Below are 23,136 nucleotides of genomic sequence, written 5' to 3'. Positions count from 1 at the left end.
GTCTGGAATATTTTCATAGGGAAACGATTAAGGTCGCCCTATCTCGGGGTACACTTTAATTTCCTTCCCAAGGAGCACGATCATGTCAGTCATCACTTCGCCCACCTTCGACCCCAAGACCTATGCCCAGGGCTTGGCCAACGACTACGTCGGCCCGACCAAGGCCAGCCTGGACAAGCAGACCGCGCAGGCCACGGCGGTGAGCACCGCGCTGACCACGCTGAACTCGGCGCTGGGCGCATTCCAGACCGCGCTGCAGGGATTGGCCAGCTCTACCACCTCGGTTACCGCCACCAAGGCAACCTTCAGCAACAGCGCCATCGCCACCGCCACCGCCAAGTCGAGCGCCACCGCCGGCACCTATGCGTTCTACGTCGAACAGTTGGCCACGGCCGGCCAGGTGACCTATAACGTCGCCGACAGCGCCGCCGCCGGCGCCGGCAGCATGAATGTGATGCTGGCCGACGGCAGCTCGTTCCAGGTCGACCTGGCCAGCGCCGACAGCGACAAGGACGGGGTGCTGAGCGCCAAGGAAGTGGCGGCGTCGATCAACGCCGCCGCCAACAACAATTCGCGCGTCACCGCTTCGACCATGACCATCAATGGCAGCACCCAACTGGTGCTGAGCTCCAACAACACCGGCGCCAGCAACGCGGTGGCGTCGATCGACACCTCCGGGCTGGGCTCGGCCAGCCTGGCGACCGCGCTCGGCAACCAGACCACGCTGACCACCGCCAAGGACGCCGTGATCTGGGCCGGCGGCAAGAATGGCACGCGCATCCAGCAGGCGTCGAACACCTTCTCGGTGGTCGACGGCGTGTCGTTCACCATCACCCAGGCACAGAGCGCCACCGATCCGGCCGTCACCCTGACCGTCGGCGCCGACACCAGCGGCACCGCCAGCAATGTGCAAAAGTTTGTGGATGCCTACAACACCCTGATGGGTGTGATTCAGACGCTGACCGCGGCCGGCGACCATTCGCTGGCGCCCAGCACCGATCCGACCGCCACGCCGGCGCCGACCAGCCAGGATGCCGCCCTCCACGGCGACGCCGGACTGGCCTCGCTGAAGGACCGCCTGAACGCGCTACTGCGCGGCGTCAGCGGCGGCCAGTCGCTGATCAGCTACGGCATCAGCGCCACCAAGGACGGCACGCTGACCATCGATTCGGGCCGGCTGACCAAGGCGCTGGCGGCCAATCCGGATGGCCTGGACAATCTGTTTGGTCGCGCCGGCATCGGCGTCGACAGCGGCGTGCTGGGCGCCATGAACAAGCTGACCAATGCCTGGACCACCAGCGCCGGCGGCTTCATCATGCAACGCACCACCCAGAACGATCAACTGCAGAGTGACCTCAGCGATCGCATGGCGGCGCTGCAGAGCCGCTTCCAAAGCGCCTACAACCGCTACCTGGCGCAGTTCACCGCGCTGCAGACGCTGCAGGCCTCGATGACCAACACCTCGAACATGTTCACGGCGATGTTCTCGCCGGACAGCAGCAGCTAAGCCACAACAGTTATTTTTACGCAGTACGGGGAAGACCATGATGAACCAGGAAGCCTACAGCAGTTACCACTCCACCAATCTGAACGCCCAGGTCGCCCGGGCGTCGCCGATTGAGCTGGTGCTGGTGCTCACCGATGGCTTGCTCGAAGAGCTGGCGCGTGCGCGCGGCCATATCGTCGGCAAACGCTACGAGCTCAAGGCCAACAGCCTGAACAAATGCACCGACATCATCAACGGTTTGTCGAGCTCGCTGGACTTCGACAATGGCGGCGAGGTGGTGCAAAACCTCGGCCGCCTGTACGAATACTGTGCCGGCCGCCTGTACACGGCCGGCGTCAGCCTCGACCCGGCCATCATCGACGAAGTAGTCACGCTGCTGACGACCATCAAGAAGGGCTGGCTGGGCGTCCAGGAAATCCAGGCCCAGCATGGATAGACAGCGCACCCTGCTGCAACTGACGCAGAAAATGAGCGCCGCCATCGCCGCCGAGGACTGGACGGCGCTGGCGGCGATCAACACCATGCTGGCCACCGCGCTGCCGCAGATGGCGGCCCAGGGCCAGTGGAACAGCGCCGAATGGGCCGCCCTGGCGGCGGCGCGCCAGATGCACAATGAAGCCTTCAAGCGCTGCAACCAGGCCACCGAGGAACTCGGCCGCAAGTTGCAGCAAATGGGGGCAAACCAGGAGGGCTGGCTGGCTTACGCCCTCGAAAGTGAACAAGCAGAAACCGGAATCCAAGCATGACCATGACCCTCTCCAGCGCCGCGGCAGCCGCCCAAGCCGCACGTGCCGAACTCACCGCCCCGGTGGCCGGCAACGCCTCGCCGGCGGCCGCCGCCGGCGGCAAGAGCACGGCCACCGCCGCCAAACCGGCCAACGGCAGCAACGGCAGCAACGGTGCCGCCAACGCCAGCGCCAGCGCCGGCGGCAAGTCGGGCGCGGCCCCGGCCCAGCCGCCAGCCACCCGCCCGGCGCCGCAGACGGCATCCGCCGCGCAGCAATCGGAGCGCGCCAGCGACAATGCCCAGGCCACCCAGGCTGCCCAGGCCGCCGCGGCCCAGAACGCCGCGCCGGCCGCGCCGCTGTTTTCCCAGCTGCTGAATCTGACCGACGTGGCCGCCAGCGCCCAGGCCGAGCAGCATGACGCCGGCGACGGCGCCGCGCCGGCCGCCGACGAGGCCACCGGTTCTGGCAGCGCCGCCGCCGCCAACGTGCTGCCGGCCATGCTGACCTCGATGCTGGCCAGCGCGCCCGCCCCGGCCCCGCTGCCGACCCAGGCCGCGCCGCTGGCCGCCGACGGCGACGCCGCCCGCACCGAAGCCATCAGCGCAAGCGCGACGCTGAACGCCAGCGCCACCCGCCTCAACCTGGCGGCCGCCAGCGTGGCGGTGACGCCGGCCGCGCCAGCCGCCGATGAAGCCGCGCACGCCGCCGCCGCCGCGTCCGCCGCCAAGCTGGCCGCCAGCGCGACCGCCACCGCCAGCGCCGCCCAGCAGAGCGCCGCCAACACGGCGGCAGCGACCGCCGCCGCGCGCCAGACCGATAAAGACACCCCTGCCCCGGCGCCGGTGGACGCCGCCGCCCAACTGGCCGACAGCGGCGCCGACCTGGCGCCGCAGCCGCTGGCCGCCGCACGTCCGCAGCCGGCGTGGAACGCCATGCCGGCCGCGCCGCGCGCCGCCGACAGCGGCGTCGCCAGCTATGCCGCCACCGCCGCGCGCGTGGCCAGCGCCGGCAACGGCGCCGACGATGGCAACAGCGCGCTGAACAGCAGCGTCACCTCGGTCAACAGCCTCAGCGTCAGCCAGAGCGCCGTCCCGGCCGCCGGCCAGGCCAGCGCCACCGTCAAGCTGGCCGGCAACCCGGACCAGTGGCAGCAGCCGCTGCGCGAGGCGCTCGGCGACCGACTGCAGTTGCAGCTGCAGCGCAATAACGACCACGCCGTGATCCGCCTCGAACCGCCCAACATGGGCAGCATCGAAATCTCGATCCGCCATAGCGCCGGCGCGCTGCAGGTCAACCTGTCGGCCAACAACAGCGAGGTGGTGCGCCAGCTCAACACCATCGGCGACAGCGTGCGCCAGGACCTGTCGAACAAGCAGTTCACCGAGGTCGCCGTCACCGTGTCGTCGGCGCGCGCCCAGGCGCAGGCCGACCAGGGCGGCCGCAACGGCCAGCAGCGCGAGCAGCAGGACGGCCGCACGCCGGGCCGCGCCCTGTCCGACGATGACAGCACCGCCACCTTTGCCATGACCGGGGAGTAATCTGCACAATGAAGAACATGAAAGTCATCATCGCCATCGTCCTGGCTGTCGTGGTCGGCGGCGCGGTCGCCGGCGGCGCGGTCTGGTACATGTCCAAGGGCGGCGACGAGCAGACGGCGGACGCCAAGGACAGCAAGAAAAAGCCGAAGAAGGAAGAAAAGAAGTCCGAGGAGCCGCCCAAGTATCTGACCGTCGACAAGGTGGTGGTGATGCTCAAGCACCAGCCGGATGAAACCGTGACCCACTATCTGTCGGCCGACCTGGTGGTTTCCACCAGCGCCAAGCGCGAGAAGGAAGCCAAGGAAACCCTGCCGATGCTGCGCAGCGTGGCGGTGCGCACGCTGTCCGACCTGCCGATGTCGAGCGCGCGCGTGATGACCATCGACCAGTTCGCGGCCGCCCTGAACAAGGCCTTCGACCACGAGTTCGAGGAAGAAGGCCGCGAGAAGCCGTTTGACGAAGTCATGATTGGCAAGCTCATCGTCGAGTAAGCCGCGCAGCATGAACACCAGTGGAGCGGGCATGGGATACGTAGAAGAATTTGCAGAGTCTTATGCCGAGAGTTACGGCGAGCACGGCGCCGCGCCGCTGCACAGCGTGGCCGACGAGCAAAAGCATCTGCTGGCGTATGCGCCGCTGGTCAAGCGCATCGTGCGCCAGCTCAACTCGCAGATCGCCGGCGCCATCGACCGCGACGACATGGAGCAGATCGGCCTGATGGGGCTGCTGGAGGCGCTGCGCCGCTACGGCGAGCCGGACGCCGCCTTCGGCAGCTATGCCAGCCTGCGGGTGCGCGGCGCCATCCTCGACGAGCTGCGCCGCCAGGACTGGCGCCCGCGCGCGGTGCGCCAGCAGAGCCACAAGCTGCGCGACGCCGTGCGCGCGCTGACCCGCAAGCTGGGCCGCGAGCCCAGCGAGCAGGAAATCATGAGCGGCCTGGCGCTGACGCCCGAGGCCTACCAGGCTTACCTGCTGGACGAGAACGCCGAGCTGATCGCCAGCTTCGACGACGTCCTGCAGGAAAGCCTGAGCAGCGACAGCGCGCCCAGCCCGGAGGAGCAGCTGGTGGTGCGGCGCAGCCTGGAGCAGGCGCTGCGCGGCCTCGACGAGCGCGAGCAGCGGGTGGTGCAGATGTATTACGAGTTCGAGCTGAGCTACAAGGAAATCGCCGCCGTGCTGGACCTGACCGACGCCCGCGTCTGTCAGCTGAACAAGGCGGCGCTGAACAAAATGAAAGCAGTACTGCAAGGCGCCTGAGCCACAGCGGGCGCCAAGCGGCAGGGATTAGAAAAATGACGCGGAAAGGCGAATCATCATGCAGCAAATAGTCGGCATTCTCATCGTATTGGGCAGCGTCTTCGGCGGCTTCTTCCTGATGGGCGGGGCGTTCCATCAGATCTGGCAACCGATCGAGCTGATCGTGATTGCCGGCTCGGGCATCGGCGCGCTGGTCATCGGCAACCCCAGCCACGTGCTGAAGGAGCTGATGACCCAGATCAAGAAGATCATGAAGAAGAAGTACGACTCGGAATTCCAGCGCCAGTTGCTGCTGCTGATGTACGAGCTGCTGCAGCTGGCCGCCGGCGGCCTGAAGGCGCTCGACGCCCACGTCGAGGCGCCCAAGGACAGCCCGCTGTTCCAGCGCTACCCGCGCGTGCTGGACGAGCCGAAGCTGCTGGCCTTCATCGTCGACAACTTCCGCCTGATGGCCATGGGCAAGATCAACGCCCACGAGCTCGAAGGCGTGCTGGACCAGGAACTGGAAGCCATCCACACCGAGCAGGAACAGCCGGCCAAGTCGCTCAACAAGATCGGCGAGGCGATGCCCGGCTTCGGCATTCTGGCGGCGGTGCTGGGCATCGTGATCACCATGAACACCGTGTCCGAGGGCGCGACCTCGGGCGAGATCGCCGAGCACGTCGGCGCGGCCATGGTCGGCACGTTTATCGGCATCTTCTTCTGCTACGGCCTGATCGACCCGCTGTGCAATATGCTCAAGCAGCTGGTCAACTCGGAGGCGGCCAACAAGGAAACCGTCAAGGTGGTGCTGGTCACCCACGTGGCCGGCAAACCGCCGCTGCTGGCGATCGACGCCGGCCGCCGCCTGGTGCAGCTGAACATCAAGCCGAGCTTTGCCCAGCTGGAACGCTGGATCAACGATCTGGAAGGCCGCGACAGCGGTTCGTCCGACAATTCTGGTCGCGGAGGACGTGGTGCTAAAGCCGCATGACAAGGCGCATGACCAGACCATCGTCAAGCGCGGTGGCGGCAAGCACAAGCACGACGACCACGGCGGCGCCTGGAAGGTGGCGTTCGCCGACTTCTGCCTGGCGCTGATGTGCTTGTTCCTGGTGCTGTGGCTGATGGCGGCGCGCAACACCGAATCGCTGCAGCAGATCCTGACCGAGGCCGACGGCGCCAAGACCGACCAGGGCAAGGGCGTCATGCCGGAGCAGGTCGGCGGCCCGCGCGGCAGCCTGATCGACCGTTTCCCGATGCCGCACTTCGGCACCACCGAAACCGAGGGCAAGCAAAAGGCCCAGGCCGAGCAGACCGACACCCCGGCCGAGCCCTCGTCCAAGGTGCGCTACGACAGCCCGGACGACCTGGCCGCGCTGTCCAAGGCGCTGACCAAGATGAGCGCCGACTACGGCCTGACCTCCAACCTGGAGGCGGTGATCACGCCCTACGGCCTGCGCGTGATGATGCACGACACCGACCGCCAGGGCATGTTCGTGCGCGGCAGCGCGGTGCCGACCGACAAGTTCCGCGCGCTGCTGCGCAAGATGGGCCCGCTGTTCAAGCAGATGGAAAACCAGATGCTGATCGTCGGCCACACCGATTCGCTGCAGTACGCCGACACCAGCTACGCGGCGTTTTCCAACTGGACCTTGTCGGCCAACCGCGCCATGTCGGCCCGGGCCCAGCTGCTGGCCGGCGGCATGAACGCCGAATCGGTGCTGCAGGTGGTCGGCATGGCCGACCGCGCGCCGCTCGACACCAAGCGCGTCGACGCCGGCGTCAACCGCCGCATCGAGCTGCTGATCCTGACCACCGCCCAGGCCAAGACCATCGCCGCCATGTTCGGCATGCCGGAAAACAGCAGCGCCCTGATCCATGATGTGGACACCGCATTGCCGGACGCGACCGTGTTGCAGAAGCTGCGCAACCAGCTCAACGGCCAGGGCGACAGCCCGTTGCGTGATCCGCGCCGCAACAAATAAGACAGACGTATGGAAACCAAGCCAACACGAGGCACCCGCATGAGAATCCCGACATCGACTCCGGACGGCCTGGCCGTCCAGCGCGTGGCCGACAGCGCCCCGGCCGACGCCGCCGAAGCGCTGGCGCCGCCGCCGGCCCCCGCCCCGCTGCAATCGTCGGTGCTGCAGCCGGCGCTGCAGGCGATGCGCGAGCTGCCGGAAATCGACCAGGAAAAAATCGACATGCTGCGCGACGCCCTGGCCAAGGGCGAGCTGCCGTTCGACCCGGCCAAGCTGGCCGGCCTGATCCAGCGCTTCCACGGGAGCGAGCGGTGACCACGGCACAACTCAGCCGCCCGGACGCGATGCGCGCCCTGCTGGCCGGCGTCACTGCCGATCTGCAAGCTTACCCGCAGCTGGAAGCCCAGCTGCACGCGCAATTCCGCGCCGCGCTGCGCCACAAGTCGGTGGAACTGGCCGCCGCCGCCGAGGCCATCGGCACGCTGGTGGACGCCATGCTGGCGCGCCGCGCCGAGCGCGTGGCGCTGGTACAACGCCTGGTGGGGGACAACGGCACCATGGCGCAGGCGTTCGCCTTGCTGAAATCGCCGCTCCGCGAGACAATGGAGGGTAACTGGACAGCGCTGGAACAGGCGGTGATCGAGTGCAAGCGACTCAGCAAGCGCAACGGCGACTTGCTGGCCGAGCAATACACCATCATGCAGCGCGTGCTGCATGGCGAGGAGCAGATTTATGCGCCAGCTTAGCGGCATGCAGGCCACCGCCCCCACTGCCGCCACCGTCTCCAACATGAGCGCCAGCCGCCCCACCGCGGCCACCGGCGGCAGTGCGCCCGCCGGCGCCTTCGGCGCCACCTTCGACCAGGTCCAGGCCGACGTCGCCAACTACATCGCGCGCGGCGACGGCGGCTTGCGCGCCGACGCCGCGCCCTCTTCCCAGGCCATGAGCCTGCAGGCGATGGCGCTGCGCAACCGCGCCGCCGGCGCCATCGACGACGACAGCGGCGGCGTCGATGGCGACAGCCGGCAGCAGTTCCTGGCCGCCATCGCGCCGTGGGCCAAGGAAACCGCCGACAAGCTGGGCGTGGCGCCCGAGCTGGTGGCCGCCCACGCCGCGCTGGAATCGGGCTGGGGCAAACAACCGCTGAAGAACGGCCCGGCCAACGCCAACAACCTGTTCGGCGTCAAGGCCGGCAGCGGCTGGCAGGGCGAGGTGGCGCTGGCCAGCACCACCGAATTCGAGCACGGCGCCCTGCTGAAGAAGACCGAGCGCTTCCGCAGCTACCCGGACACCGCCAGCGCCTTCCGCGACTACGCCGATCTGCTGACCAGCAATCCGCGCTACGCGGCCGCCCTCAACACCGGCAGCGACGCCCGCGCCTTCGCCAGCGGCCTGGCCAAGGCCGGCTATGCCACCGATCCCCACTACGCAGACAAACTGAGCAAGGTGGCAGCGCAATTGCAGCGCGCCGGCCAGCCCGGCCCTACTCCGACGGAGAACTAGCCGTGACGGGCATCGAGACGGGTTCCACCGTGGCCGCGCCCGTCACCCGGGCGCGCAGCACGGTGCCGCTGGCGTTGCGCACCCGCACCGTGTCGCCGCGGGCGCCGGCGTCCAGCGCCTCGCCGCCCATGCTGACCTCGATGTCCTCGCGCCGTGCGACGATGCGCACCGGATCGCCGCGCTTGACCAGCGTCGGCGCCATCAACAACGGCTTGCGCAACACCTCGCCGGCGCGCAGCGCGCGCTTGCCGCTCATGCCGACGATGTCGCGCGGATCGCTGATGACGTCGCTCAGTCCGGAGATATCGTGGCGCTCCAGCAACACATCTTCATCTGCCAGTACTTTCCCTATGGCCAGGTCATTTGCCATCACGGCAATGCGCGCGCTGACCTGGGCGCGCACGATGAACTCGTACCGCCAGCCGCCGGCGCCGCCGCACACGGCGATGAAACGCATGCGCTGCGGCAGCCGCGTATCGGCCGCCTGCACCGTCACGCCTTGGGCGCAGGCGGCCAGCGGCCGTGTGCCGGGCACCACGGTGACGCTGAATTGCGGTTCGCTCAGGCCGCTCGATTCGGTCCAGCGCGTCATGTGCTCGCGCGCCGCGCGCTCGACCAGCGCCGGCACCTGCTCGGCCGGCACCGCGCACAAGGCGACCGGCGTCAAAAAAAATGAAATGCAAACCGGCAATAAACGGGCCGAAACAGTTACAATAGATTTGTTGAACATGAGCAATACCTCAACTATGATGCCGGAAGCGGTCGCCCCTCGGGGCCACGGCCGTCATTCTACATGGCAAGCTGGGGTTGTCGCGCATGGCGACGCGTTTTACTGCAACGTCCAGACAGGGGAACAACATGGGCATTAATTTCAAAGACGCGGCCGGCGTCCACGCCGACGCGCTGGCACTGCGCGCCGAGCGCACCCGCATCCTGGCGGCCAACATCGCCAACGAGAACACGCCGGGCTTCCAGGCGCGCGACATGGACTTCGCCGCCACCCTGGCCAACGTCCAGGCCGAGGGCAACGGCGACATCGGCGACGGCGGCGACAGCGCCATGCTGTACCGCGTGCCCTACCACCCGACGCGCGACGGCAACACCGTCGAGATCGGCGTCGAGCAGGCCGCCTTCTCGCAGAACGCCACCGATTTCCAGACCAGCCTGACCTTTGCCAACATGCGGTTCAAGGGTCTGGCCAAGGCCATCAGCGGCCAGTAAGCCGCGCCCCGCGTTTCACAGGAGTAGCGCATGTCGTTCAAGAATATTTCCGAGATCGCCGGCTCGGCCATGGCGGCCCAGTCCGTGCGGCTGAATACCATCGCCAGCAACCTGGCCAACGCCGATTCGGTGGCCGGCACCGAGGCCGACACCTACCGCGCCCGCAAGCCGGTGTTTGCCGCCGTCATGAGCGACGCGCCGGACGGCATGAGCAGCGCCGGCGGCAAGGTGCAGGTGCTGGACGTGGTGGAGTCGGCCGAGCCGCTGCGCCAGGTCTACGAGCCGGGCAACCCGCTGGCCAACGCCGACGGCATGGTGTTCTACCCCAACGTCAACCAGGTGGCCGAGATGACCGACATGATGTCGGCCTCGCGCGCCTTCGAGACCAATGTCGAAGTTCTCGGCCGCATCCGCACGATGCAGCAATCCCTCCTCAAACTCGGTGAAGGCTAAGCCATGACTGTCAGTCTCCTCAACAACAACACCAGCAACAACGCCGGCACCAGCGGTACCAGCATCACCGGCAACAGCGCCAGTGAGGCGTCCGACATGTTCACCAAGCTGCTGGTGGCGCAGATCCGCAACCAGGACCCGCTGTCGCCGACCGATCCGGCGCAGTTCGTCCAGCAGCTGACCCAGCTGTCGCAGACCGAAACGCTGCAGAACCTGTCGAACCTGACCAGCGCCAACTCCAGCATCCTGCAAAGCATGCAGGTGCTGTCGCTGGGCGCGCAGGTGGGCAGCAATGTGATGGCCGAGACCACCACCGTCAAGCTCGATGGCAGCACCAAGGTCAGCGGCCAGACCACGCTGGACGCCGCCAGCAGCGCCACCAGCCTGGTGCTGACCGGCAGCGACGGCGTCGACCACACCATCAACCTCGGCGTGCAGGCGCCGGGCACGGTGCCGTTCACCATCGATCCGGCCCAGCTCGGCCTGGGCGAAGGCACGTACACGATGAAGGTGGTCACCAGCACCGGCAGCAAGCCGACCATCGACATCCAGGGCCGCCTGAACAGCGTGCGCCTGGGCGCCACCGGCAGCGTGGTGCTGAACGTCGCCAACATCGGCGAGACCAGCACCACCGCCATCACCGCTTTCAACGGTCCCGCGACCGCCGCCGCATCCGCCACTCAATCTGCTTTCTAAGGAAAACCACCATGAGCTTCGATATCGCATTGTCTGGCATCCAGGCCATCAACGAGTCGCTGGACGTGACCAGCCACAACATCGCCAACGCGGGCACCTATGGCTACAAGGCCAACCGCGCCAACTTCGCCACGCTGGTGGCCGGCAGCCAGCTGAACGGCGTGACGGTGGGCTCGACCACGCAGAACATCGGCCTGTCGGGCGGCATCCTGAACACCGGGCGCGCGATGGACGCGTCGATCAGCGGCCGCGGCTTCTTCGTCACCCGCGCCGCCGACAATTCGCTGCAATACACCCGCGTCGGCATCTTCGACACCTCGCTGGACGGCTACCTGGTGGACGCCTCGGGCCGCCGCGTGCAGGGCCGCACCATCACCCCGCCGGCCACCGAGCCGGGCGCCGAGGGCGACCTGAAAATCCCGGTCGGCGCGATTCCGGCGCAGATCACCACCAAGGCCACCTACATCGGCAACATGTCGGCCGACTGGGCCGTCAAGACCGCGCCTGACATGACCGCGGTCACGCCCAGCACGCCGCCGGATCCGACCACCTACAACACCTTCAAGACCACCAATCTGTACGACAGCCTCGGCACCCAGCACGTGCTGACCCAGTACTTCACCATGACCGGTTCGGCCAGCGGCACCGCCACCGTGCACGTCAGCTATGCACTGGACGGCAATGGTCTGGTGGGCGCCGACAAGGACCTGACCTTCAATACCACCACCGGCCAGCTGAATCCCGACGCCACCCCGGTGGTGCCGGGCACCACGGTCAACCAGATCGACTTGAGCGCGCTGGACACCACCACCACGCCAGCCAACTGGCCGAAGTTCGCCAACGGCGCCAACATGAACGCCACGGTGACGATCGACTACACCGGCACCACCTTCTTCTCGGGCGAGACCTCGGTGGCGTCCAACACCCCGGACGACGGCTATTCGGCCGGTAACTTCTCCGGCGTGTCGCTGGGTACCGATGGCTCGGTGATCGCCAAGTACACCAACGGCCAGACCCAGACCGTCGGCAAGGTGGTGCTGGCCTCGTTCGCCAACGAGGGCGGCCTGACTCAGGTCAGCGACACCAGCTGGGAAGCGTCGGCTGCCTCGGGCGTCGCCAACACCGACCTGGTTGGCGTCGGCGTCAACGGCCAGCTCAACGTCGCCACGCTGGAACAGTCCAACGTCGACATCACCTCCGAGCTGGTCGGTCTGATGACCTCGCAGCGCAACTACCAGGCCAACTCGAAGGTCATCCAGACCGAGTCGACCATGCTGCAATCGCTGATGCAGGCGATCTGAGGATTAAGGGCGAGAACGCATGGACGCGCTGATCTACACCGCCATGAGCGGGGCCGAGCGGGCCCTGCGCGGGCAACAGGTGCACGCCAACAACCTGGCCAACCTCGACACCGGCGGCTTCCGCGCCAATATGGAGCTGACCGCCGCCCAGGCGGTCAACGGCTACGGCTACGATGACCGCCACATGGCGCAACTGCAGGCCAACAGCGTGTCGGTCAAGCCGGGCACGATGAAGAGCACCGGCCGCGACCTCGACGTCGCCATCGCCGGCGCCGGTTTCCTGACCGTGCAGACCGCCGCCGGCGGCGAGGCCTACACCCGCGCCGGCAACATGACGCTGGACGAGAACGGCACGCTGCGCATCAACGGCGATGTCGTGCTGGGCGAAGGCGGCCCGATCACGCTGCCGGAATACACCCGCATCGACATCGGCAACGACGGCACCATCTCGATCCAGGCGCCGGGCACCACCATCATGCAGACCATCGACAAGCTGCGCCTGGTCAAGGCCGAGGGCGCGGAGCTGACCAAGAACGAGGCCGGCCTGCTGGTGGCGCGCGACGGCGCGCCGCTGGCCACCGACCCCACCGTGGTGGTGCGTCCCGGCCACCTGGAGGGCAGCAACGTCTCGGCGGTCGAGGAAATGGTGTCGGTGATGAGCCTGAACCGCACGTTTGAAATCCAGATGAAATTGTTCACATCGACCGATTCGATGGCCGAGGCCGGCAATCGCCTGATCAGCGGCAGCTGATCGCGTCCGCGGCCCACCTAACACCACCAGGGAGAAATCATGAATCCAGCAATGTGGATCAGCAAGACCGGCGTGCAGGCGCAGGACATGAAACTGCAAACCATCGCCAACAATCTGGCCAACGCCAACACCGTCGGCTTCAAGCGCGACCGCGCGGTGTTCGAGGACCTGTTCTACTCGGTCGAGGCGCAGCCGGGCGCGCAGCGCGCCGACAACAACACGCTGGCGCCGTCCGGCGTCCAGCTGGGCAACGGCGTGCACGTGGTCGGCACGCAGAAGGTGTTCACCCAGGGCATCCTGCAAACCACCCAGCGCGACCTCGACATCTCGGTGATGGGCAACGGTTTCCTGTCGGTGCGCCAGCCCAACGGCGACACCGCCTACACCCGCGCCGGCCAGCTGCAGGTCGACGCCAACGGCATCCTGGTCAACGCCAGCGGCCTGCCGCTGATCCCGCAGATCACCGTGCCGGCCAACGCCACCGCGCTCAGCATCGGCGAGGATGGCACCGTCTCGGCCAAGATCGCCGACAACGTCGCGCCGCAGGTGCTGGGCCAGCTGACGCTGACCTCCTTCATCAACCCGACCGGCCTGCTGGCGCTGGGCGAGAACCTGTTCGCCGAAACGCCGTCGTCGGGCACGCCGACCGAGGGCCAGCCCGGCACCGCCCAGTGGGGCAAGATCAAGCAGGGCACGCTGGAGGGCTCGAACGTCCAGGTGGTCGAGGAGATGGTCGACATGATCGCTGCCCAGCGCACCTACGAGATGAACACCAAGGTGCTGTCGGCCGCCGACAACATGCTGCAGTACCTGTCGCAGGCGGCGCGCTGATGAACACCGCCGTGCGCGCCCCGTCCGTCGCGCTGCTGCTGGCGTCGCTGGCCCTGGCCGGCTGCGCCCAGCTGCAGCCGCCGGCCGTGCGGCCCGGCCCGTCCGACGAGCCGCCGCCGGCGGCCCGCAACAGCGGTCCGCGCGGCGTCTCGGGTGGCGTGTTCAGCCCCGACCTGGGCCTGTCGCTGACCTCGGACAGCCGCGCCTTCCGGGTCGGCGACGTGGTCACCGTCAACCTGCAGGAAACCACCCAGGCCAGCAAGAAGGCCGGCACCAGCTACTCCAAGAACTCGGCCGACAACATCAACGCCCCGAATCTGCTGGGCAAGACCTTCGGCAAGGCCGCGGTCGGCCTGGGCGCCTCCAACACCTTTGCCGGCGACGCCACCAGCACCCAGCAGAACGCGCTGACCGGCGCCATCACCGTGATCGTGCAGGAAGTGCTCCCCAACGGCCTGCTGCGCGTGTCCGGCGAAAAAACCCTGACCCTGAACAACGGCGAGGAATTCGTCCGCCTGCGCGGCTACCTGCGCGCGGCCGACATCGACGCCGACAACCAGGTGTCGTCGCAACGCATCGCCAACGCCCGCATCGCTTATTCGGCGCAGGGTACGCTGGCCGATACCCAGCAGCCGGGTTGGCTGTCGCGCTTCTTCAACGGCCCGCTGATGCCGTTCTAACCGGTGCTCCCATGACATTCCGCAAGCTACTCGCCGTCTCCGCCGCGCTCTGCCTCACGCTCGGCGCCGCCCTGCCCGCCCAGGCGGCGCAGGCCCTGCGCAACCTGGTCGCCATCGAGGGCGTGCGCGACAACCCGCTGGTCGGCTACGGCCTGGTGGTCGGCCTCAACGGCAGCGGCGACTCGACCCAGGTCAAGTTCTCCAGCCAGTCGGTGATCAACATGCTCAAGCAGTTCGGCGTCAAGGTGCCGGACGGCACCGACGCCAAGTCCAAGAACGTCGCCACCGTGATGGTGTCGGCGGTGTTCCCGCCCGGCTACCGCAAGGGCCAGTCGATCGACGTCGTGGTGTCGTCGATGGGCGACGCCAAGAGCCTGCGCGGCGGCGCCCTGCTGCTGACGCCGCTGCGCGCGGCCGACGGCGAGGTGTACGCGCTGGCCCAGGGCAACGTGGTGGTGGGCGGCTTCAGCGCCCAGGGCAAGTCGGGTTCGTCGATCACCGTCAACACGCCGACCTCGGGCCGCATTCCGAGCGGCGCCAACATCGAGCGCGAGATTCCGAGCGACTTCAACACCAAGCCGACCGTGCGCCTGTCGCTGCGCCATCCGCACTTTGAAACCGCGATCAACATCGTCAACTCGATCAACAAGCGCTTCGGCGACATCGCCACCGCCAGCGACGCCACCAGCGTCGACGTGGTGGCGCCGGCCAACCCGACCCAGCGCGTGGCCTTCATGGCCAAGCTGGAGGCGATGAACGTCGACGTCGGCGAGGACGCGCCCAAGGTGGTGTTCAACTCGCGCACCGGCACCGTGGTGATCGCCGAGGGCCTGCGCGTGCGCGCGGCCGCCGTCACCCACGGCTCGCTGAAGGTGGTGATTTCCGAATCGACCAAGGTCAGCCAGCCGAACGCGCTGGCCGGCGGCCAGACCGTGGCCTCGCCGCAGTCGCAGGTGACGGCCGACCAGGGCCCGGCGCAGATGTTCAAGTGGCCGGCCGGCGCCAAGCTGCAGTCCATCATCGACGTCGTCAACAGCCTGGGCGCGACCCCGGACGACATCATGGCGATCCTGCAGGCGCTGGACCAGGCCGGCGCCATCGAAGGCGAACTGGTGGTCATTTAAGGAGCGCGCATGAGTTTTCAGACCCCGATCGAACGCGGCCTGGCGGCCGGCGTGGCCGGCCAGCTGAGCGGCACGGCGGTGGCGCCGCAGCCGGCCCAGCCGGGCGACAGCGTCGACCCGGCCTACCGCGCCAAGGCCACCGAGGCGGCCATCAAGTTCGAGAGCTTCTTCATCGGCCACATGCTGCACCAGATGCGCGACGGCGTGCGCGCCATCGCCGCCGACGACAGCCCGACCAAGGACCGCATCAACCAGGACATGCTGGACATGGCCGACAACCTGGTGGCCGACCAGATGGCCGGCCAGCGCGCCTTCGGCATCGCCGACGCCATCCTGCGCCAGCTGCTGCCGCCGGCGGCGCCGCCAGCGCCGGCCACGGCGGCGGCTGAAAAAGTTTCCGATTCGCAAAATTTAAGCGCGCCACTTAATCAGCAGCAATAAATGGTCGCCCAGTATCGGTATCGGGCCGGCGCCGGCCCTTCGGACTTCACCAGGAAAAGACCCGCTTCATGACCATCACCTACAACGCACTGTCCGGCGCCCTGGCCGCCCAAGCCGCGCTGAACACCGTCAGCCAGAACCTCGCCAACCAGCAAACCAAGGGCTACACCCGCCAGGGCGTGCTGCTGCAGGCGACCGCGTCCGATCCGGGCACGCTGTCGGCCGGCAATGGCGTGCAGGTCGGCGCGCTGCTGCGCTTCAGCGACTCCTACCAGCTGCAGCAGATGTGGCGCGCCAACTCGGCGGTGGGCGTGCGCTCGCAGGTGCAGCCCTACCTGACCTCGCTGGAATCGGTGATGAGCGATGACAAGTCCAGCATCAGTTATGGCATGGACAACTTTTTCAAGGCGCTCAACGCCGCCAGCGTCGATCCGACCTCGACCCCGCTGCGCCAGCAGGTGATCACCACCGCCGACTCGATGTCGCAGCAGATCAACTCGATTTACAACTTGACCACCAACCAGGCCATCTCGGTGCAGCAGCAGCAGGCCTCGATCCTGCCGTCGCTGAACGAGGCGCTGGCCGGCATCGCCGCGCTCAACAAGCAGATCGTCTCGGTCACCGGCGCCGGCACCAACACCTCGGCGCTGATGGACAAGCGCGATCAGCTGATCGACAGCGTGGCGCAGCAGGTCGGCGTCGAGGTGGTGTACGGCGCCAACGGCAGCGCCAACCTGTCGCTCAAGAGCGGCGAGCCGCTGGTGGTCAACGACACCGCCTCGACGCTGTCCTATGTCAACGCCGGCAGCAGCGCCCCGGCCAGCCTGACGCTGAGCTACTCCAACCTGCAGTTCACGCTGGACGACACCAAGGTCGGCGGCCAGCTGGGCGGCCTGGGCGACTTCCGCCAGAACACCCTGGCGCCGCTGCAGACCGCGATCAAGCAGATCGCCGAGCAGATGGCTGACAAGATCAACACCGCGCTGACGGGCGGCTTCAAGGGCAACGCCAATCCGGCCATCCCCGGCGACCAGGGCGACCCCGGCATTCCGCTGCTGGACTACAACCCGGCCAGCGCCACCGGCCTGCTGCAGATCGCCGTCGGCTTCAAGACCACCGACCTGGCGTTTTCCAGCAACGGCCAGCCGGGCGACAGCGGCAACCTGCAGAACCTGGTGGCGATCAAGGGCCAGACCATCCAGCTGACCTCGCTGAGCGGCGTGACCAGCGACGTCCAGCTGGGCGACGCCGACACCCAGATCGTCGGCCAGCTCGGCATCATCAGCCAGCAAAACCAGGCGCAGCTGGCGACCGCCACCACCATCCGCTCGCAGGCCGAGGACGACTGGAAGTCGACCAGCGCGGTCAACTCGGATGAAGAAGGCATCAACCTGGTGGAATTCCAGAAAATGTATCAGGCGAACATGAAGGTGATTGCGGTCGCCAACACCCTGTTCGACTCGACGTTGCAAATGTTCGGTTAAGGAGAGCCTGCCATGCGTATCGCCACCAGCCAGTTCCAGGCCACCATGAACCGCGCCCTGCAGGATAATCAGAGCGCCATCGCGTCGCTGACCGCGCAGATCGCCAGCCAGAAAAAGATCCAGGTGCCGTCCGACGATCCCGTGACCTCGGTGCGCCTGTCGCGCCTGGAGCGCGAGGAAGCCATCGTCGGCCAGTACCGCGACAACATCTCGTCGATCAAGATCCGCCTGTCGTCCAACGAGACCTATTTGCAAAGCATGGTCAACGACATCAACCAGGTGCACGACCTGCTGGTGTGGGCGTCCGACGGCAGCAACACCGGCGACGACCTGAAGGCCATGGTCAACAGCATGACCTCGCTGCGCGACAGCCTGGTGTACAGCGCCAACCAGAAGGACCAGGAAGGCAACTACCTGTTCTCCGGCACCGCCACCGGCACCCCGGCCATCGCCTTCGACAGCGCCGGCACGCCCGGTTCGCGCTACAGCTTCAGCGGCAATACCGACCAGCAGCAGTCGGTGGTCGGCAACGGCATCAACCAGACCATCAACGTCGACGTCAAGGGCCTGGAGGACTTGCTGAACCAGATGGACGCCACCATCGCCGCGCTGTCGCAGCCCAACGTCTCGCCCGGCGACCCGACGGTCAAGGCGGCGCTGAGCGCCAATATGGACGGCGCCACCTCGGCGCTGTCGCTGGTGTCGGGCAAGATCGCCAGTTTCGGCGGCGCCCAGAACGTCATGGACACGCTGGACGGCAACCACGCCAACGTCAGCCTGTCCAACCAGACCGCGCTGCTGGACCTGGGTTCGCTCGACATGGGCGAGGCCACGATCGAGATGAACGGCTACAATCTGGCGCTGCAGGCCTCGTACAAGGCTTATTCGAAGATCAGCAACCTGTCGCTGTTCAACATCCTGTAATCTTTAAGCGCGTTCCCGTATGCAGATTTCCTCCACCGCCAGCCCCCAGGTCATTGTCCCCGGCGCCAATGCCGGCAGCAATGCCAGCGCGGTGGACGGCACCGCGCTGGGCCTGAACGGCGAAAACGCCGCCACCGCCACGCCGGTGACGCCGACACCGAATGCGGCGGCGCCGCTGCGTCGCGGGCTGAGCAACTGGGACCAGCCGCTGCAGGGCGACATCTCGGGCGCCCAGCAGGCGCTTGATTTCCTCGAACAAAGCGCGGCGCAACTGCGCAACCTGAAGGCCGACCTGAGCGCGCGCCTGGCCACGCGCCAGCGTGCCGACGGCACGCTGGAGGCGCGCGTGCGCCAGTTCAGCAACACCTGGCGCAACCGCAGCAGCGCCTCCGGCGGCACGCTGGACAGCCAGCTGAATTTCAGCACCAAGGGCAGCAGCACCACCTTCACCGTGCGCGGCCTGAACCTGGGCAACCTGCGCGGCGGCGCCCGCGAGGTGCTGGCGATCTCGGTCGGCGGCGGCCAGAACGTGCGCTCGGTGGTGCTGGAGCCGGGCCTGAGCGACGAGCAGATCGCCCAGCGCTTCAACGAGGCGCTGACGCCGGCCGGCGTGCGCGCCCAGATCAGCGACGACGGCCAGCTGACCTTTACCACCGCCGAGTCGCAATGGGCCAACGTGCGCGACACCATCTCGCTGCAGGGCGGCGGCATCCGCTTCGCCGGCGGCCAGCTGACCCGCGTCAAGGCCGAGGCGCAGACGCCGCAGGTCGAGCCGGACACCTGGCAGGTCAGCGACCTGGAATCGATCCGCACCACGCTGGCGCAGGTGGTGCAGTCGCTGTCCAAGGTCGAGCAGTCGATCGCCTCGGTGCGCCAGGCGCTGGCCCAGGTGGCGGCGCGGGTGCAGAGCGCCGATCCGGCCAGCGCCAGGGGCGGCATGGACCAGGTGGCGCAGAACTTCGTCACCACCGCGCGCCAGCCCGGCTACAAGGGCCTGTTGTCGATCACCTCGGCGCTGGCCGGCATCAGCCGCGAGCGCGTGGTGTCGCTGCTGCGCCTGCGCCAGTAAGCCCGCACAGCCCTCAGTGCAGTAAGGCGACGCCGCGCCGCGCCAGCGCGGCCAGTTCCGGCGCCGGCAAGGCGCCGGCAAACGCATAGCCCTGCGCGTAATCGCAGCCGGCCATGGCCAGCAGGCCGCCCTGCGCGGCCGTCTCCACGCCCTCCGCCACCACCCGCAGCCCCAGCTTGTGGGCCATGACGATCAGCGCCTCGCACATCGCCAGGTCGCCGCTGTCGTGCGCCAGGTGCTGGATGAAGCTGCGGTCCAGCTTGAGCAGGTCGATGCCGACATGCTTGAGGTGCGACAGCGACGAGTAGCCGGTGCCGAAATTGTCCAGCGCCACCTGCAAGCCCATCTCGCGCAAGTCGCGCAGGCGTTCGGCGGCGCGGGTGGCGTCCATCAGCACGCCCTCGGTGATCTCCAGCACGATGCTGCGCGGCGCCAGCCCCAGCCGCGCCGCGTGCTGCAGCCAGTCGACGTACAGCGCGGTGTCGCCGCGCAGCTGCGCCGGCGACTGGTTGACGCTGACCTGGAAACCCTTGCCCAGCTCGTCCTGCCAGTGGCGCGCCTGCCGCGCCGCCTGGCGGAACACCCAGTCGCCGATCTCCAGCATCAGGCCGCCGGATTCGGCGAACGACAGGAATTCGTCCGGCCCCAGCAGCCCGCGCTGCGGGTGGCGCCAGCGCAGCAGCGCCTCGGCGCGCTCGATCTTGCCATTGCGCAGATCGACAATGGGCTGGTAATGCAATTCCAGCTGCTCGCGCGCCAGCGCCGCGCGCAGGTCCAGCGTGACCTGCTGGCGCGCCTGCGCCGCCAGCTGCAGGTCGCGGGTGAAATAGTGGTAGCGGTTGCGCCCGTTCTGCTTGGCGGCGTACATGGCCTGGTCGGCGGCGCGCAGCAGCTCGTCCGGCGCGCTGGCGTCCGACGGGTACAGCGCGACGCCGATGCTGGCCGACACCGACGGCTGCGCCGCGCCCAGCGCGAACGGCCGGCCCAGCAGCGTCAGCATGCTCTGCGCGATGCGGTCGACGCCGTTGACCTGCTCCAGCCCGGACAGGATGACGGTGAACTCGTCGCCGCCCAGCCGCGCCACCGTGTCCGAATTGCGCACGCAGCGGCCGATGCGGCGCGCCGCCTCCTGCAGCAGGGCATCGCCCTGGGCATGGCCGAGCGTGTCGTTGACCGCCTTGAAGCCGTCGAGGTCGATGAACAGCAGCGCCAGCAGCAGCCCCTCGCGGCGCGCCTTCTTCAGTTCCTGGTTGAGGCGGTCCTGGAACATGTGGCGGTTGGGCAGCGCGGTCAGCGCGTCGAAATTGGCTTGCTGCCAGATCAGCTCGGCGGAGGCGCGGCGGTCGGTGATGTCGCTGACCAGCGCCAGCGCGCCGCGGTAGGCGCCGTCGGCGTCGAAGATCGGGTTGGTGGCCAGCGTGGCCCACAGCTCGCTGCCGTCCTTGCGGATGAACTTGAACTCGTGGCGTTCGGCCTGGCCCTGCTGGCGGCGCGCGATATTGCGTTCAAGCAGGACGCGGCCCTCCTCGTCCATGAACGCCACCAGCGGCTGCTCCAGCATCTCCTCGATGCTATAGCCCAGCATCTGCGCCATCTTCGGATTGACGAAGCTGGTGCGGGCGGCGGCGTCGATTTCCCAGATGCCCTCCTCGGCGTTGTGGACGATGCGGCGGAAGCGCTCCTCGCTGCGCTCCAGCGCCGGCAGCTTGCCCTCGGCCGGCTCGACCACCACGCGCACGCCCTGGCCGCTGCTGTCGGCGCTGGCGCGCAGCGACACCGGCAACCCCTGGCGGTCGCGGCTACGCAGCATCTGCAGGTTGCACAGCTCGGGCTGGCTGCTGTTGACGGCGCGCCGCAGGAAGTGGTCGAAGTCCTCGTGGAAGCGCGGCGCCACGAACTGGCGCAGCGTGGCGCGCTCGGGGTTGGCGCGCGGAATGCCCAGCAGGTCGGCGCCCACCACGTTCATCTGCAGGATGGTGGTGTCGAAGGCCAGCACGAAGTAGCCGACCGGCGCCAGCAGGTAGATGTCGTTGAACCACGCCGGCTCGGCGGCCGCCTGCCGGCTCGCGTACGGCGCCATCGCGGCGGCGTCGGCCAACGCCGACAGGCCGGGGATCTCCGTGTGCACAGTCTTATCCATACACCCCCTTCACAGATGTTTTCAGACTAACATCTCGGCACGGGGATGTCGAGCGCGGGCCTTATCTGGCGCGGTGCGCGCGGTTCAAGCGTTGTTCGGCGCGCCGCTGCAGCGCCTCGAACAGCAGGCTGAGTAGCCAATAGATAGCGGCGGCGGCCAGGTACAGCGGCAGCGGCTGGAAGGTGGTGGAAATCACCTCCTTGGTCGCCAGCATCAGCTCGGTCAGCGTGATGACCGACACCAGCGAGGTGTCCTTGATCAGGCTGATCAGCGTGTTGCTCATGGCCGGCACCGCCACCCGCAGCGCCTGCGGCAGCACCACGTAATACAGCGTCGACCAGTAGCCCAGTCCGAGGCTGTAGCTGGCCGCCCACTGCCCCTTGCTGACCGCGCCGATGGCGCCGCGCAGGCTTTCGGACAGGAAGGCGCCCGCGTTCAGGCTCAGCGCCAGGATGCCGGCCGTCACCGGTGCAAACTCGATGCCGACGCTGGGCAGGCCGTAGTAGAGGATGAACATCTGCACCAGCAGCGGCGTGCCGCGCATCAGGCTGACATAGATGCCGGCCGGCCAGGCCAGCAGGCGATACGGCAGCATGCGCAGCACCGCCACCGGGAAGCCGATCAGCAGGCCGCCGACCATGGCCGCCAGCGCGAACAGCACCGTGTAGCCGGCGCCGCGCAGCATCACCGGCGCGGCCTCGCGCAGCAGATCCAGCCACTCCATCGCTTACGGCGCCTTGCTGACGTCGGTGCCGAACCACTTCAGCGAAATGGCCTTGAGGCTGCCATCGGCCGCGGCGTCGGCCAGCGCCTTGTTCAGCGCCTGCTTGAACTCGGGGTTGCCCTTCTTGAACGGGATGCCCATGCGCTCGACCGCGCCGACCTGGGCCCCGGCCTTGATCGGCAGCTTGGAGATCTTCAGCAGGTAGGCCGACATCAGGCTGTCGTTGAGGGCGGCGTCGATGCGGCCCGCGGCCAGGTCGGCCATCGTGTCCGGCGCCGCCGCGTAGCTGCGCACCTCGATGCCGGGCGCGGCCTTGGCCTGCTGTTCATACACGCTGCCCTGCCCCACGCCCAGCTTCTTGCCCTTGAGGTCGGCCAGCGACTTGTAGCCGGCGCGCTCGTTGGCGCGCACGATCAGCTGCGGCATCGAATAGATGTAGGGCGTGGAAAAGTCGAACGCCTGCTCGCGCTTGGGGTTGATGCCGACCTGGGCGACGATGACGTCGTACTTGCCGGCCGCCAGCCCGGCCAGGATGCTGGCCCACTCGCTGGTGACGAACTCCACCTTCAGGCCCAGCTTGGCGGCGAGCAGGCGGGCGACGTCGACGTCGTAGCCGGCCAGTTCGCCGTTCTTCTCGCGGTAGTTGAACGGCGGATAGGTGCCCTCGGTGGCCACCCTGAGGGTGCCACGCGCCTTGACGGTGGCCAGCAGGTCGGCCGCCGAGGCCGGAACAGCGACGCTGAGCGCGAGCAGCGCCAGCAGGAAACGACGTTTGAGCATGGAAATCCTTTCAGGGC

At 67.8% G+C, this 23,136-nt stretch carries 27 protein-coding genes; 23 read left to right on the top strand and 4 right to left on the bottom strand.

Annotated elements, in window-relative coordinates:
• Positions 1-82 precede the first annotated feature (82 nt).
• Genes fliD through FHW58_RS04550 form a run of 11 tightly spaced genes read left to right on the top strand, consistent with a single transcriptional unit; the run spans position 83 to position 8,500 of the window.
• Positions 83-1,507 carry a flagellar filament capping protein FliD gene (gene fliD, locus FHW58_RS04600; RefSeq protein WP_179671865.1) on the top strand — a complete coding sequence of 475 codons (1,425 nt, stop codon included), beginning with the start codon at positions 83-85 and terminating at the stop codon, positions 1,505-1,507.
• A 37-nt stretch (positions 1,508-1,544) separates the two neighbouring features.
• Positions 1,545-1,943 (top strand): flagellar export chaperone FliS, encoded by a 399-nt coding sequence (gene fliS, locus FHW58_RS04595; RefSeq protein WP_179671864.1) that lies wholly within the window; start codon positions 1,545-1,547, stop codon positions 1,941-1,943.
• Complete coding sequence (locus FHW58_RS04590) at positions 1,936-2,253, top strand: hypothetical protein (RefSeq protein ID WP_179671863.1); 318 nt, start codon at positions 1,936-1,938, stop codon at positions 2,251-2,253. Before fliS ends, FHW58_RS04590 begins: the two co-directional genes overlap by 8 nt.
• Positions 2,250-3,773, top strand: a complete 1,524-nt coding sequence (locus FHW58_RS04585) for a flagellar hook-length control protein FliK (protein ID WP_179671862.1) — start codon at positions 2,250-2,252, stop codon at positions 3,771-3,773. Before FHW58_RS04590 ends, FHW58_RS04585 begins: the two co-directional genes overlap by 4 nt.
• Positions 3,774-3,781: 8 nt before the next feature.
• Positions 3,782-4,264 carry a flagellar basal body-associated FliL family protein gene (locus tag FHW58_RS04580; protein ID WP_179671861.1) on the top strand — a complete coding sequence of 161 codons (483 nt, stop codon included), beginning with the start codon at positions 3,782-3,784 and terminating at the stop codon, positions 4,262-4,264.
• Positions 4,265-4,295: 31 nt separating this feature from the next.
• The gene (locus FHW58_RS04575; RefSeq protein WP_179671860.1) at positions 4,296-5,030 is read left to right on the top strand and encodes a FliA/WhiG family RNA polymerase sigma factor; all 735 of its coding nucleotides are present in this window, start codon (positions 4,296-4,298) and stop codon (positions 5,028-5,030) included.
• 58 nt (positions 5,031-5,088) lie between these two features.
• Positions 5,089-6,003 carry a flagellar motor stator protein MotA gene (gene motA / locus FHW58_RS04570; protein WP_179671859.1) on the top strand — a complete coding sequence of 305 codons (915 nt, stop codon included), beginning with the start codon at positions 5,089-5,091 and terminating at the stop codon, positions 6,001-6,003.
• Complete coding sequence (locus FHW58_RS04565) at positions 5,987-6,997, top strand: flagellar motor protein MotB (protein WP_179671858.1); 1,011 nt, start codon at positions 5,987-5,989, stop codon at positions 6,995-6,997. The genes motA and FHW58_RS04565 overlap by 17 nt, the downstream gene beginning before the upstream one ends.
• A gap of 39 nt (positions 6,998-7,036) precedes the next feature.
• Positions 7,037-7,312: a flagellar biosynthesis anti-sigma factor FlgM gene (locus FHW58_RS04560; RefSeq protein WP_179671857.1), complete on the top strand. Its 276-nt coding sequence runs from the start codon at positions 7,037-7,039 to the stop codon at positions 7,310-7,312.
• Positions 7,309-7,743 (top strand): flagellar export chaperone FlgN, encoded by a 435-nt coding sequence (gene flgN / locus FHW58_RS04555; protein ID WP_373996626.1) that lies wholly within the window; start codon positions 7,309-7,311, stop codon positions 7,741-7,743. Before FHW58_RS04560 ends, flgN begins: the two co-directional genes overlap by 4 nt.
• A complete protein-coding gene (locus FHW58_RS04550) occupies positions 7,730-8,500 on the top strand; it encodes a glycoside hydrolase family 73 protein (RefSeq protein WP_179671856.1) in 771 nt (256 codons plus the stop codon). Before flgN ends, FHW58_RS04550 begins: the two co-directional genes overlap by 14 nt.
• Here FHW58_RS04550 and flgA read toward each other — a convergent pair.
• On the bottom strand, positions 8,481-9,167 hold the full coding sequence (gene flgA, locus FHW58_RS04545; protein WP_229265050.1) for a flagellar basal body P-ring formation chaperone FlgA: 687 nt from the start codon (positions 9,165-9,167) through the stop codon (positions 8,481-8,483). The genes FHW58_RS04550 and flgA overlap by 20 nt on opposite strands.
• Positions 9,168-9,358: 191 nt before the next feature.
• On the opposite strand from flgA, the gene flgB reads away from it, so the two are divergent.
• The 12 genes from flgB (at position 9,359) to FHW58_RS04485 (ending at position 19,475) form a co-directional block, all read left to right on the top strand.
• The gene (flgB, locus tag FHW58_RS04540; RefSeq protein WP_179671854.1) at positions 9,359-9,721 is read left to right on the top strand and encodes a flagellar basal body rod protein FlgB; all 363 of its coding nucleotides are present in this window, start codon (positions 9,359-9,361) and stop codon (positions 9,719-9,721) included.
• Positions 9,722-9,751: 30 nt separating this feature from the next.
• Complete coding sequence (gene flgC, locus FHW58_RS04535; protein WP_179671853.1) at positions 9,752-10,174, top strand: flagellar basal body rod protein FlgC; 423 nt, start codon at positions 9,752-9,754, stop codon at positions 10,172-10,174.
• 3 nt (positions 10,175-10,177) lie between these two features.
• A complete protein-coding gene (locus FHW58_RS04530; RefSeq protein WP_179671852.1) occupies positions 10,178-10,870 on the top strand; it encodes a flagellar hook capping FlgD N-terminal domain-containing protein in 693 nt (230 codons plus the stop codon).
• Between the two features lie 11 nt (positions 10,871-10,881).
• Positions 10,882-12,171: a flagellar hook protein FlgE gene (locus FHW58_RS04525; RefSeq protein ID WP_179671851.1), complete on the top strand. Its 1,290-nt coding sequence runs from the start codon at positions 10,882-10,884 to the stop codon at positions 12,169-12,171.
• Between the two features lie 19 nt (positions 12,172-12,190).
• Positions 12,191-12,922: a flagellar basal body rod protein FlgF gene (locus tag FHW58_RS04520; protein WP_179671850.1), complete on the top strand. Its 732-nt coding sequence runs from the start codon at positions 12,191-12,193 to the stop codon at positions 12,920-12,922.
• A gap of 39 nt (positions 12,923-12,961) precedes the next feature.
• Positions 12,962-13,753, top strand: a complete 792-nt coding sequence (flgG, locus tag FHW58_RS04515) for a flagellar basal-body rod protein FlgG (RefSeq protein WP_179671849.1) — start codon at positions 12,962-12,964, stop codon at positions 13,751-13,753.
• A complete protein-coding gene (flgH, locus tag FHW58_RS04510; RefSeq protein WP_179671848.1) occupies positions 13,753-14,433 on the top strand; it encodes a flagellar basal body L-ring protein FlgH in 681 nt (226 codons plus the stop codon). Before flgG ends, flgH begins: the two co-directional genes overlap by 1 nt.
• Positions 14,434-14,444: 11 nt before the next feature.
• Positions 14,445-15,557 carry a flagellar basal body P-ring protein FlgI gene (locus tag FHW58_RS04505; protein ID WP_179671847.1) on the top strand — a complete coding sequence of 371 codons (1,113 nt, stop codon included), beginning with the start codon at positions 14,445-14,447 and terminating at the stop codon, positions 15,555-15,557.
• A gap of 9 nt (positions 15,558-15,566) precedes the next feature.
• The gene (locus FHW58_RS04500; protein ID WP_179671846.1) at positions 15,567-15,998 is read left to right on the top strand and encodes a rod-binding protein; all 432 of its coding nucleotides are present in this window, start codon (positions 15,567-15,569) and stop codon (positions 15,996-15,998) included.
• Positions 15,999-16,066: 68 nt separating this feature from the next.
• Positions 16,067-17,482 (top strand): flagellar hook-associated protein FlgK, encoded by a 1,416-nt coding sequence (gene flgK, locus FHW58_RS04495; RefSeq protein WP_179671845.1) that lies wholly within the window; start codon positions 16,067-16,069, stop codon positions 17,480-17,482.
• Positions 17,483-17,494: 12 nt separating this feature from the next.
• Positions 17,495-18,406, top strand: a complete 912-nt coding sequence (gene flgL / locus FHW58_RS04490; protein ID WP_179671844.1) for a flagellar hook-associated protein FlgL — start codon at positions 17,495-17,497, stop codon at positions 18,404-18,406.
• 19 nt (positions 18,407-18,425) lie between these two features.
• Entirely contained in the window at positions 18,426-19,475 is a 1,050-nt protein-coding gene (locus FHW58_RS04485; protein ID WP_179671843.1) for a hypothetical protein, read from the top strand.
• A gap of 13 nt (positions 19,476-19,488) precedes the next feature.
• Here FHW58_RS04485 and FHW58_RS04480 read toward each other — a convergent pair whose 3' ends face one another.
• The 3 genes from FHW58_RS04480 to FHW58_RS04470 form a co-directional block, all read right to left on the bottom strand.
• Positions 19,489-21,615, bottom strand: a complete 2,127-nt coding sequence (locus FHW58_RS04480; RefSeq protein WP_179671842.1) for a bifunctional diguanylate cyclase/phosphodiesterase — start codon at positions 21,613-21,615, stop codon at positions 19,489-19,491.
• 61 nt (positions 21,616-21,676) lie between these two features.
• Complete coding sequence (locus FHW58_RS04475; protein WP_179671841.1) at positions 21,677-22,339, bottom strand: amino acid ABC transporter permease; 663 nt, start codon at positions 22,337-22,339, stop codon at positions 21,677-21,679.
• 3 nt (positions 22,340-22,342) lie between these two features.
• The gene (locus tag FHW58_RS04470) at positions 22,343-23,119 is read right to left on the bottom strand and encodes a transporter substrate-binding domain-containing protein (RefSeq protein ID WP_179671840.1); all 777 of its coding nucleotides are present in this window, start codon (positions 23,117-23,119) and stop codon (positions 22,343-22,345) included.
• Positions 23,120-23,136: the final 17 nt, after the last annotated feature.

Source organism: Duganella sp. 1224 (genome assembly GCF_013408245.1).
Lineage (GTDB): Bacteria > Pseudomonadota > Gammaproteobacteria > Burkholderiales > Burkholderiaceae_D > Rugamonas.
The sequence above is the reverse complement of the archived record's forward strand: the minus strand, read 5'-3'. Positions and strand labels throughout refer to the sequence as shown.

What these genes read in the sequence shown, in the direction of transcription:
- FHW58_RS04560 (WP_179671857.1), top strand. Translation starts at nt 7,037, where the DNA reads ATGAGAATCCCGACATCGACTCCGGACGGCCTGGCCGTCCAGCGCGTG.
- flgB (WP_179671854.1), top strand. Translation starts at nt 9,359, where the DNA reads ATGGGCATTAATTTCAAAGACGCGGCCGGCGTCCACGCCGACGCGCTG.
- FHW58_RS04590 (WP_179671863.1), top strand. Translation starts at nt 1,936, where the DNA reads ATGGATAGACAGCGCACCCTGCTGCAACTGACGCAGAAAATGAGCGCC.
- FHW58_RS04485 (WP_179671843.1), top strand. Translation starts at nt 18,426, where the DNA reads ATGCAGATTTCCTCCACCGCCAGCCCCCAGGTCATTGTCCCCGGCGCC.
- flgH (WP_179671848.1), top strand. Translation starts at nt 13,753, where the DNA reads ATGAACACCGCCGTGCGCGCCCCGTCCGTCGCGCTGCTGCTGGCGTCG.
- FHW58_RS04530 (WP_179671852.1), top strand. Translation starts at nt 10,178, where the DNA reads ATGACTGTCAGTCTCCTCAACAACAACACCAGCAACAACGCCGGCACC.
- FHW58_RS04475 (WP_179671841.1), bottom strand. Translation starts at nt 22,339, where the DNA reads ATGGAGTGGCTGGATCTGCTGCGCGAGGCCGCGCCGGTGATGCTGCGC.
- FHW58_RS04585 (WP_179671862.1), top strand. Translation starts at nt 2,250, where the DNA reads ATGACCATGACCCTCTCCAGCGCCGCGGCAGCCGCCCAAGCCGCACGT.
- FHW58_RS04525 (WP_179671851.1), top strand. Translation starts at nt 10,882, where the DNA reads ATGAGCTTCGATATCGCATTGTCTGGCATCCAGGCCATCAACGAGTCG.
- flgK (WP_179671845.1), top strand. Translation starts at nt 16,067, where the DNA reads ATGACCATCACCTACAACGCACTGTCCGGCGCCCTGGCCGCCCAAGCC.
- FHW58_RS04480 (WP_179671842.1), bottom strand. Translation starts at nt 21,615, where the DNA reads ATGGATAAGACTGTGCACACGGAGATCCCCGGCCTGTCGGCGTTGGCC.
- FHW58_RS04580 (WP_179671861.1), top strand. Translation starts at nt 3,782, where the DNA reads ATGAAGAACATGAAAGTCATCATCGCCATCGTCCTGGCTGTCGTGGTC.
- flgG (WP_179671849.1), top strand. Translation starts at nt 12,962, where the DNA reads ATGAATCCAGCAATGTGGATCAGCAAGACCGGCGTGCAGGCGCAGGAC.
- FHW58_RS04505 (WP_179671847.1), top strand. Translation starts at nt 14,445, where the DNA reads ATGACATTCCGCAAGCTACTCGCCGTCTCCGCCGCGCTCTGCCTCACG.
- fliD (WP_179671865.1), top strand. Translation starts at nt 83, where the DNA reads ATGTCAGTCATCACTTCGCCCACCTTCGACCCCAAGACCTATGCCCAG.
- FHW58_RS04470 (WP_179671840.1), bottom strand. Translation starts at nt 23,119, where the DNA reads ATGCTCAAACGTCGTTTCCTGCTGGCGCTGCTCGCGCTCAGCGTCGCT.
- flgL (WP_179671844.1), top strand. Translation starts at nt 17,495, where the DNA reads ATGCGTATCGCCACCAGCCAGTTCCAGGCCACCATGAACCGCGCCCTG.
- fliS (WP_179671864.1), top strand. Translation starts at nt 1,545, where the DNA reads ATGATGAACCAGGAAGCCTACAGCAGTTACCACTCCACCAATCTGAAC.
- flgC (WP_179671853.1), top strand. Translation starts at nt 9,752, where the DNA reads ATGTCGTTCAAGAATATTTCCGAGATCGCCGGCTCGGCCATGGCGGCC.
- FHW58_RS04575 (WP_179671860.1), top strand. Translation starts at nt 4,296, where the DNA reads ATGGGATACGTAGAAGAATTTGCAGAGTCTTATGCCGAGAGTTACGGC.
- FHW58_RS04500 (WP_179671846.1), top strand. Translation starts at nt 15,567, where the DNA reads ATGAGTTTTCAGACCCCGATCGAACGCGGCCTGGCGGCCGGCGTGGCC.
- FHW58_RS04520 (WP_179671850.1), top strand. Translation starts at nt 12,191, where the DNA reads ATGGACGCGCTGATCTACACCGCCATGAGCGGGGCCGAGCGGGCCCTG.
- FHW58_RS04550 (WP_179671856.1), top strand. Translation starts at nt 7,730, where the DNA reads ATGCGCCAGCTTAGCGGCATGCAGGCCACCGCCCCCACTGCCGCCACC.
- motA (WP_179671859.1), top strand. Translation starts at nt 5,089, where the DNA reads ATGCAGCAAATAGTCGGCATTCTCATCGTATTGGGCAGCGTCTTCGGC.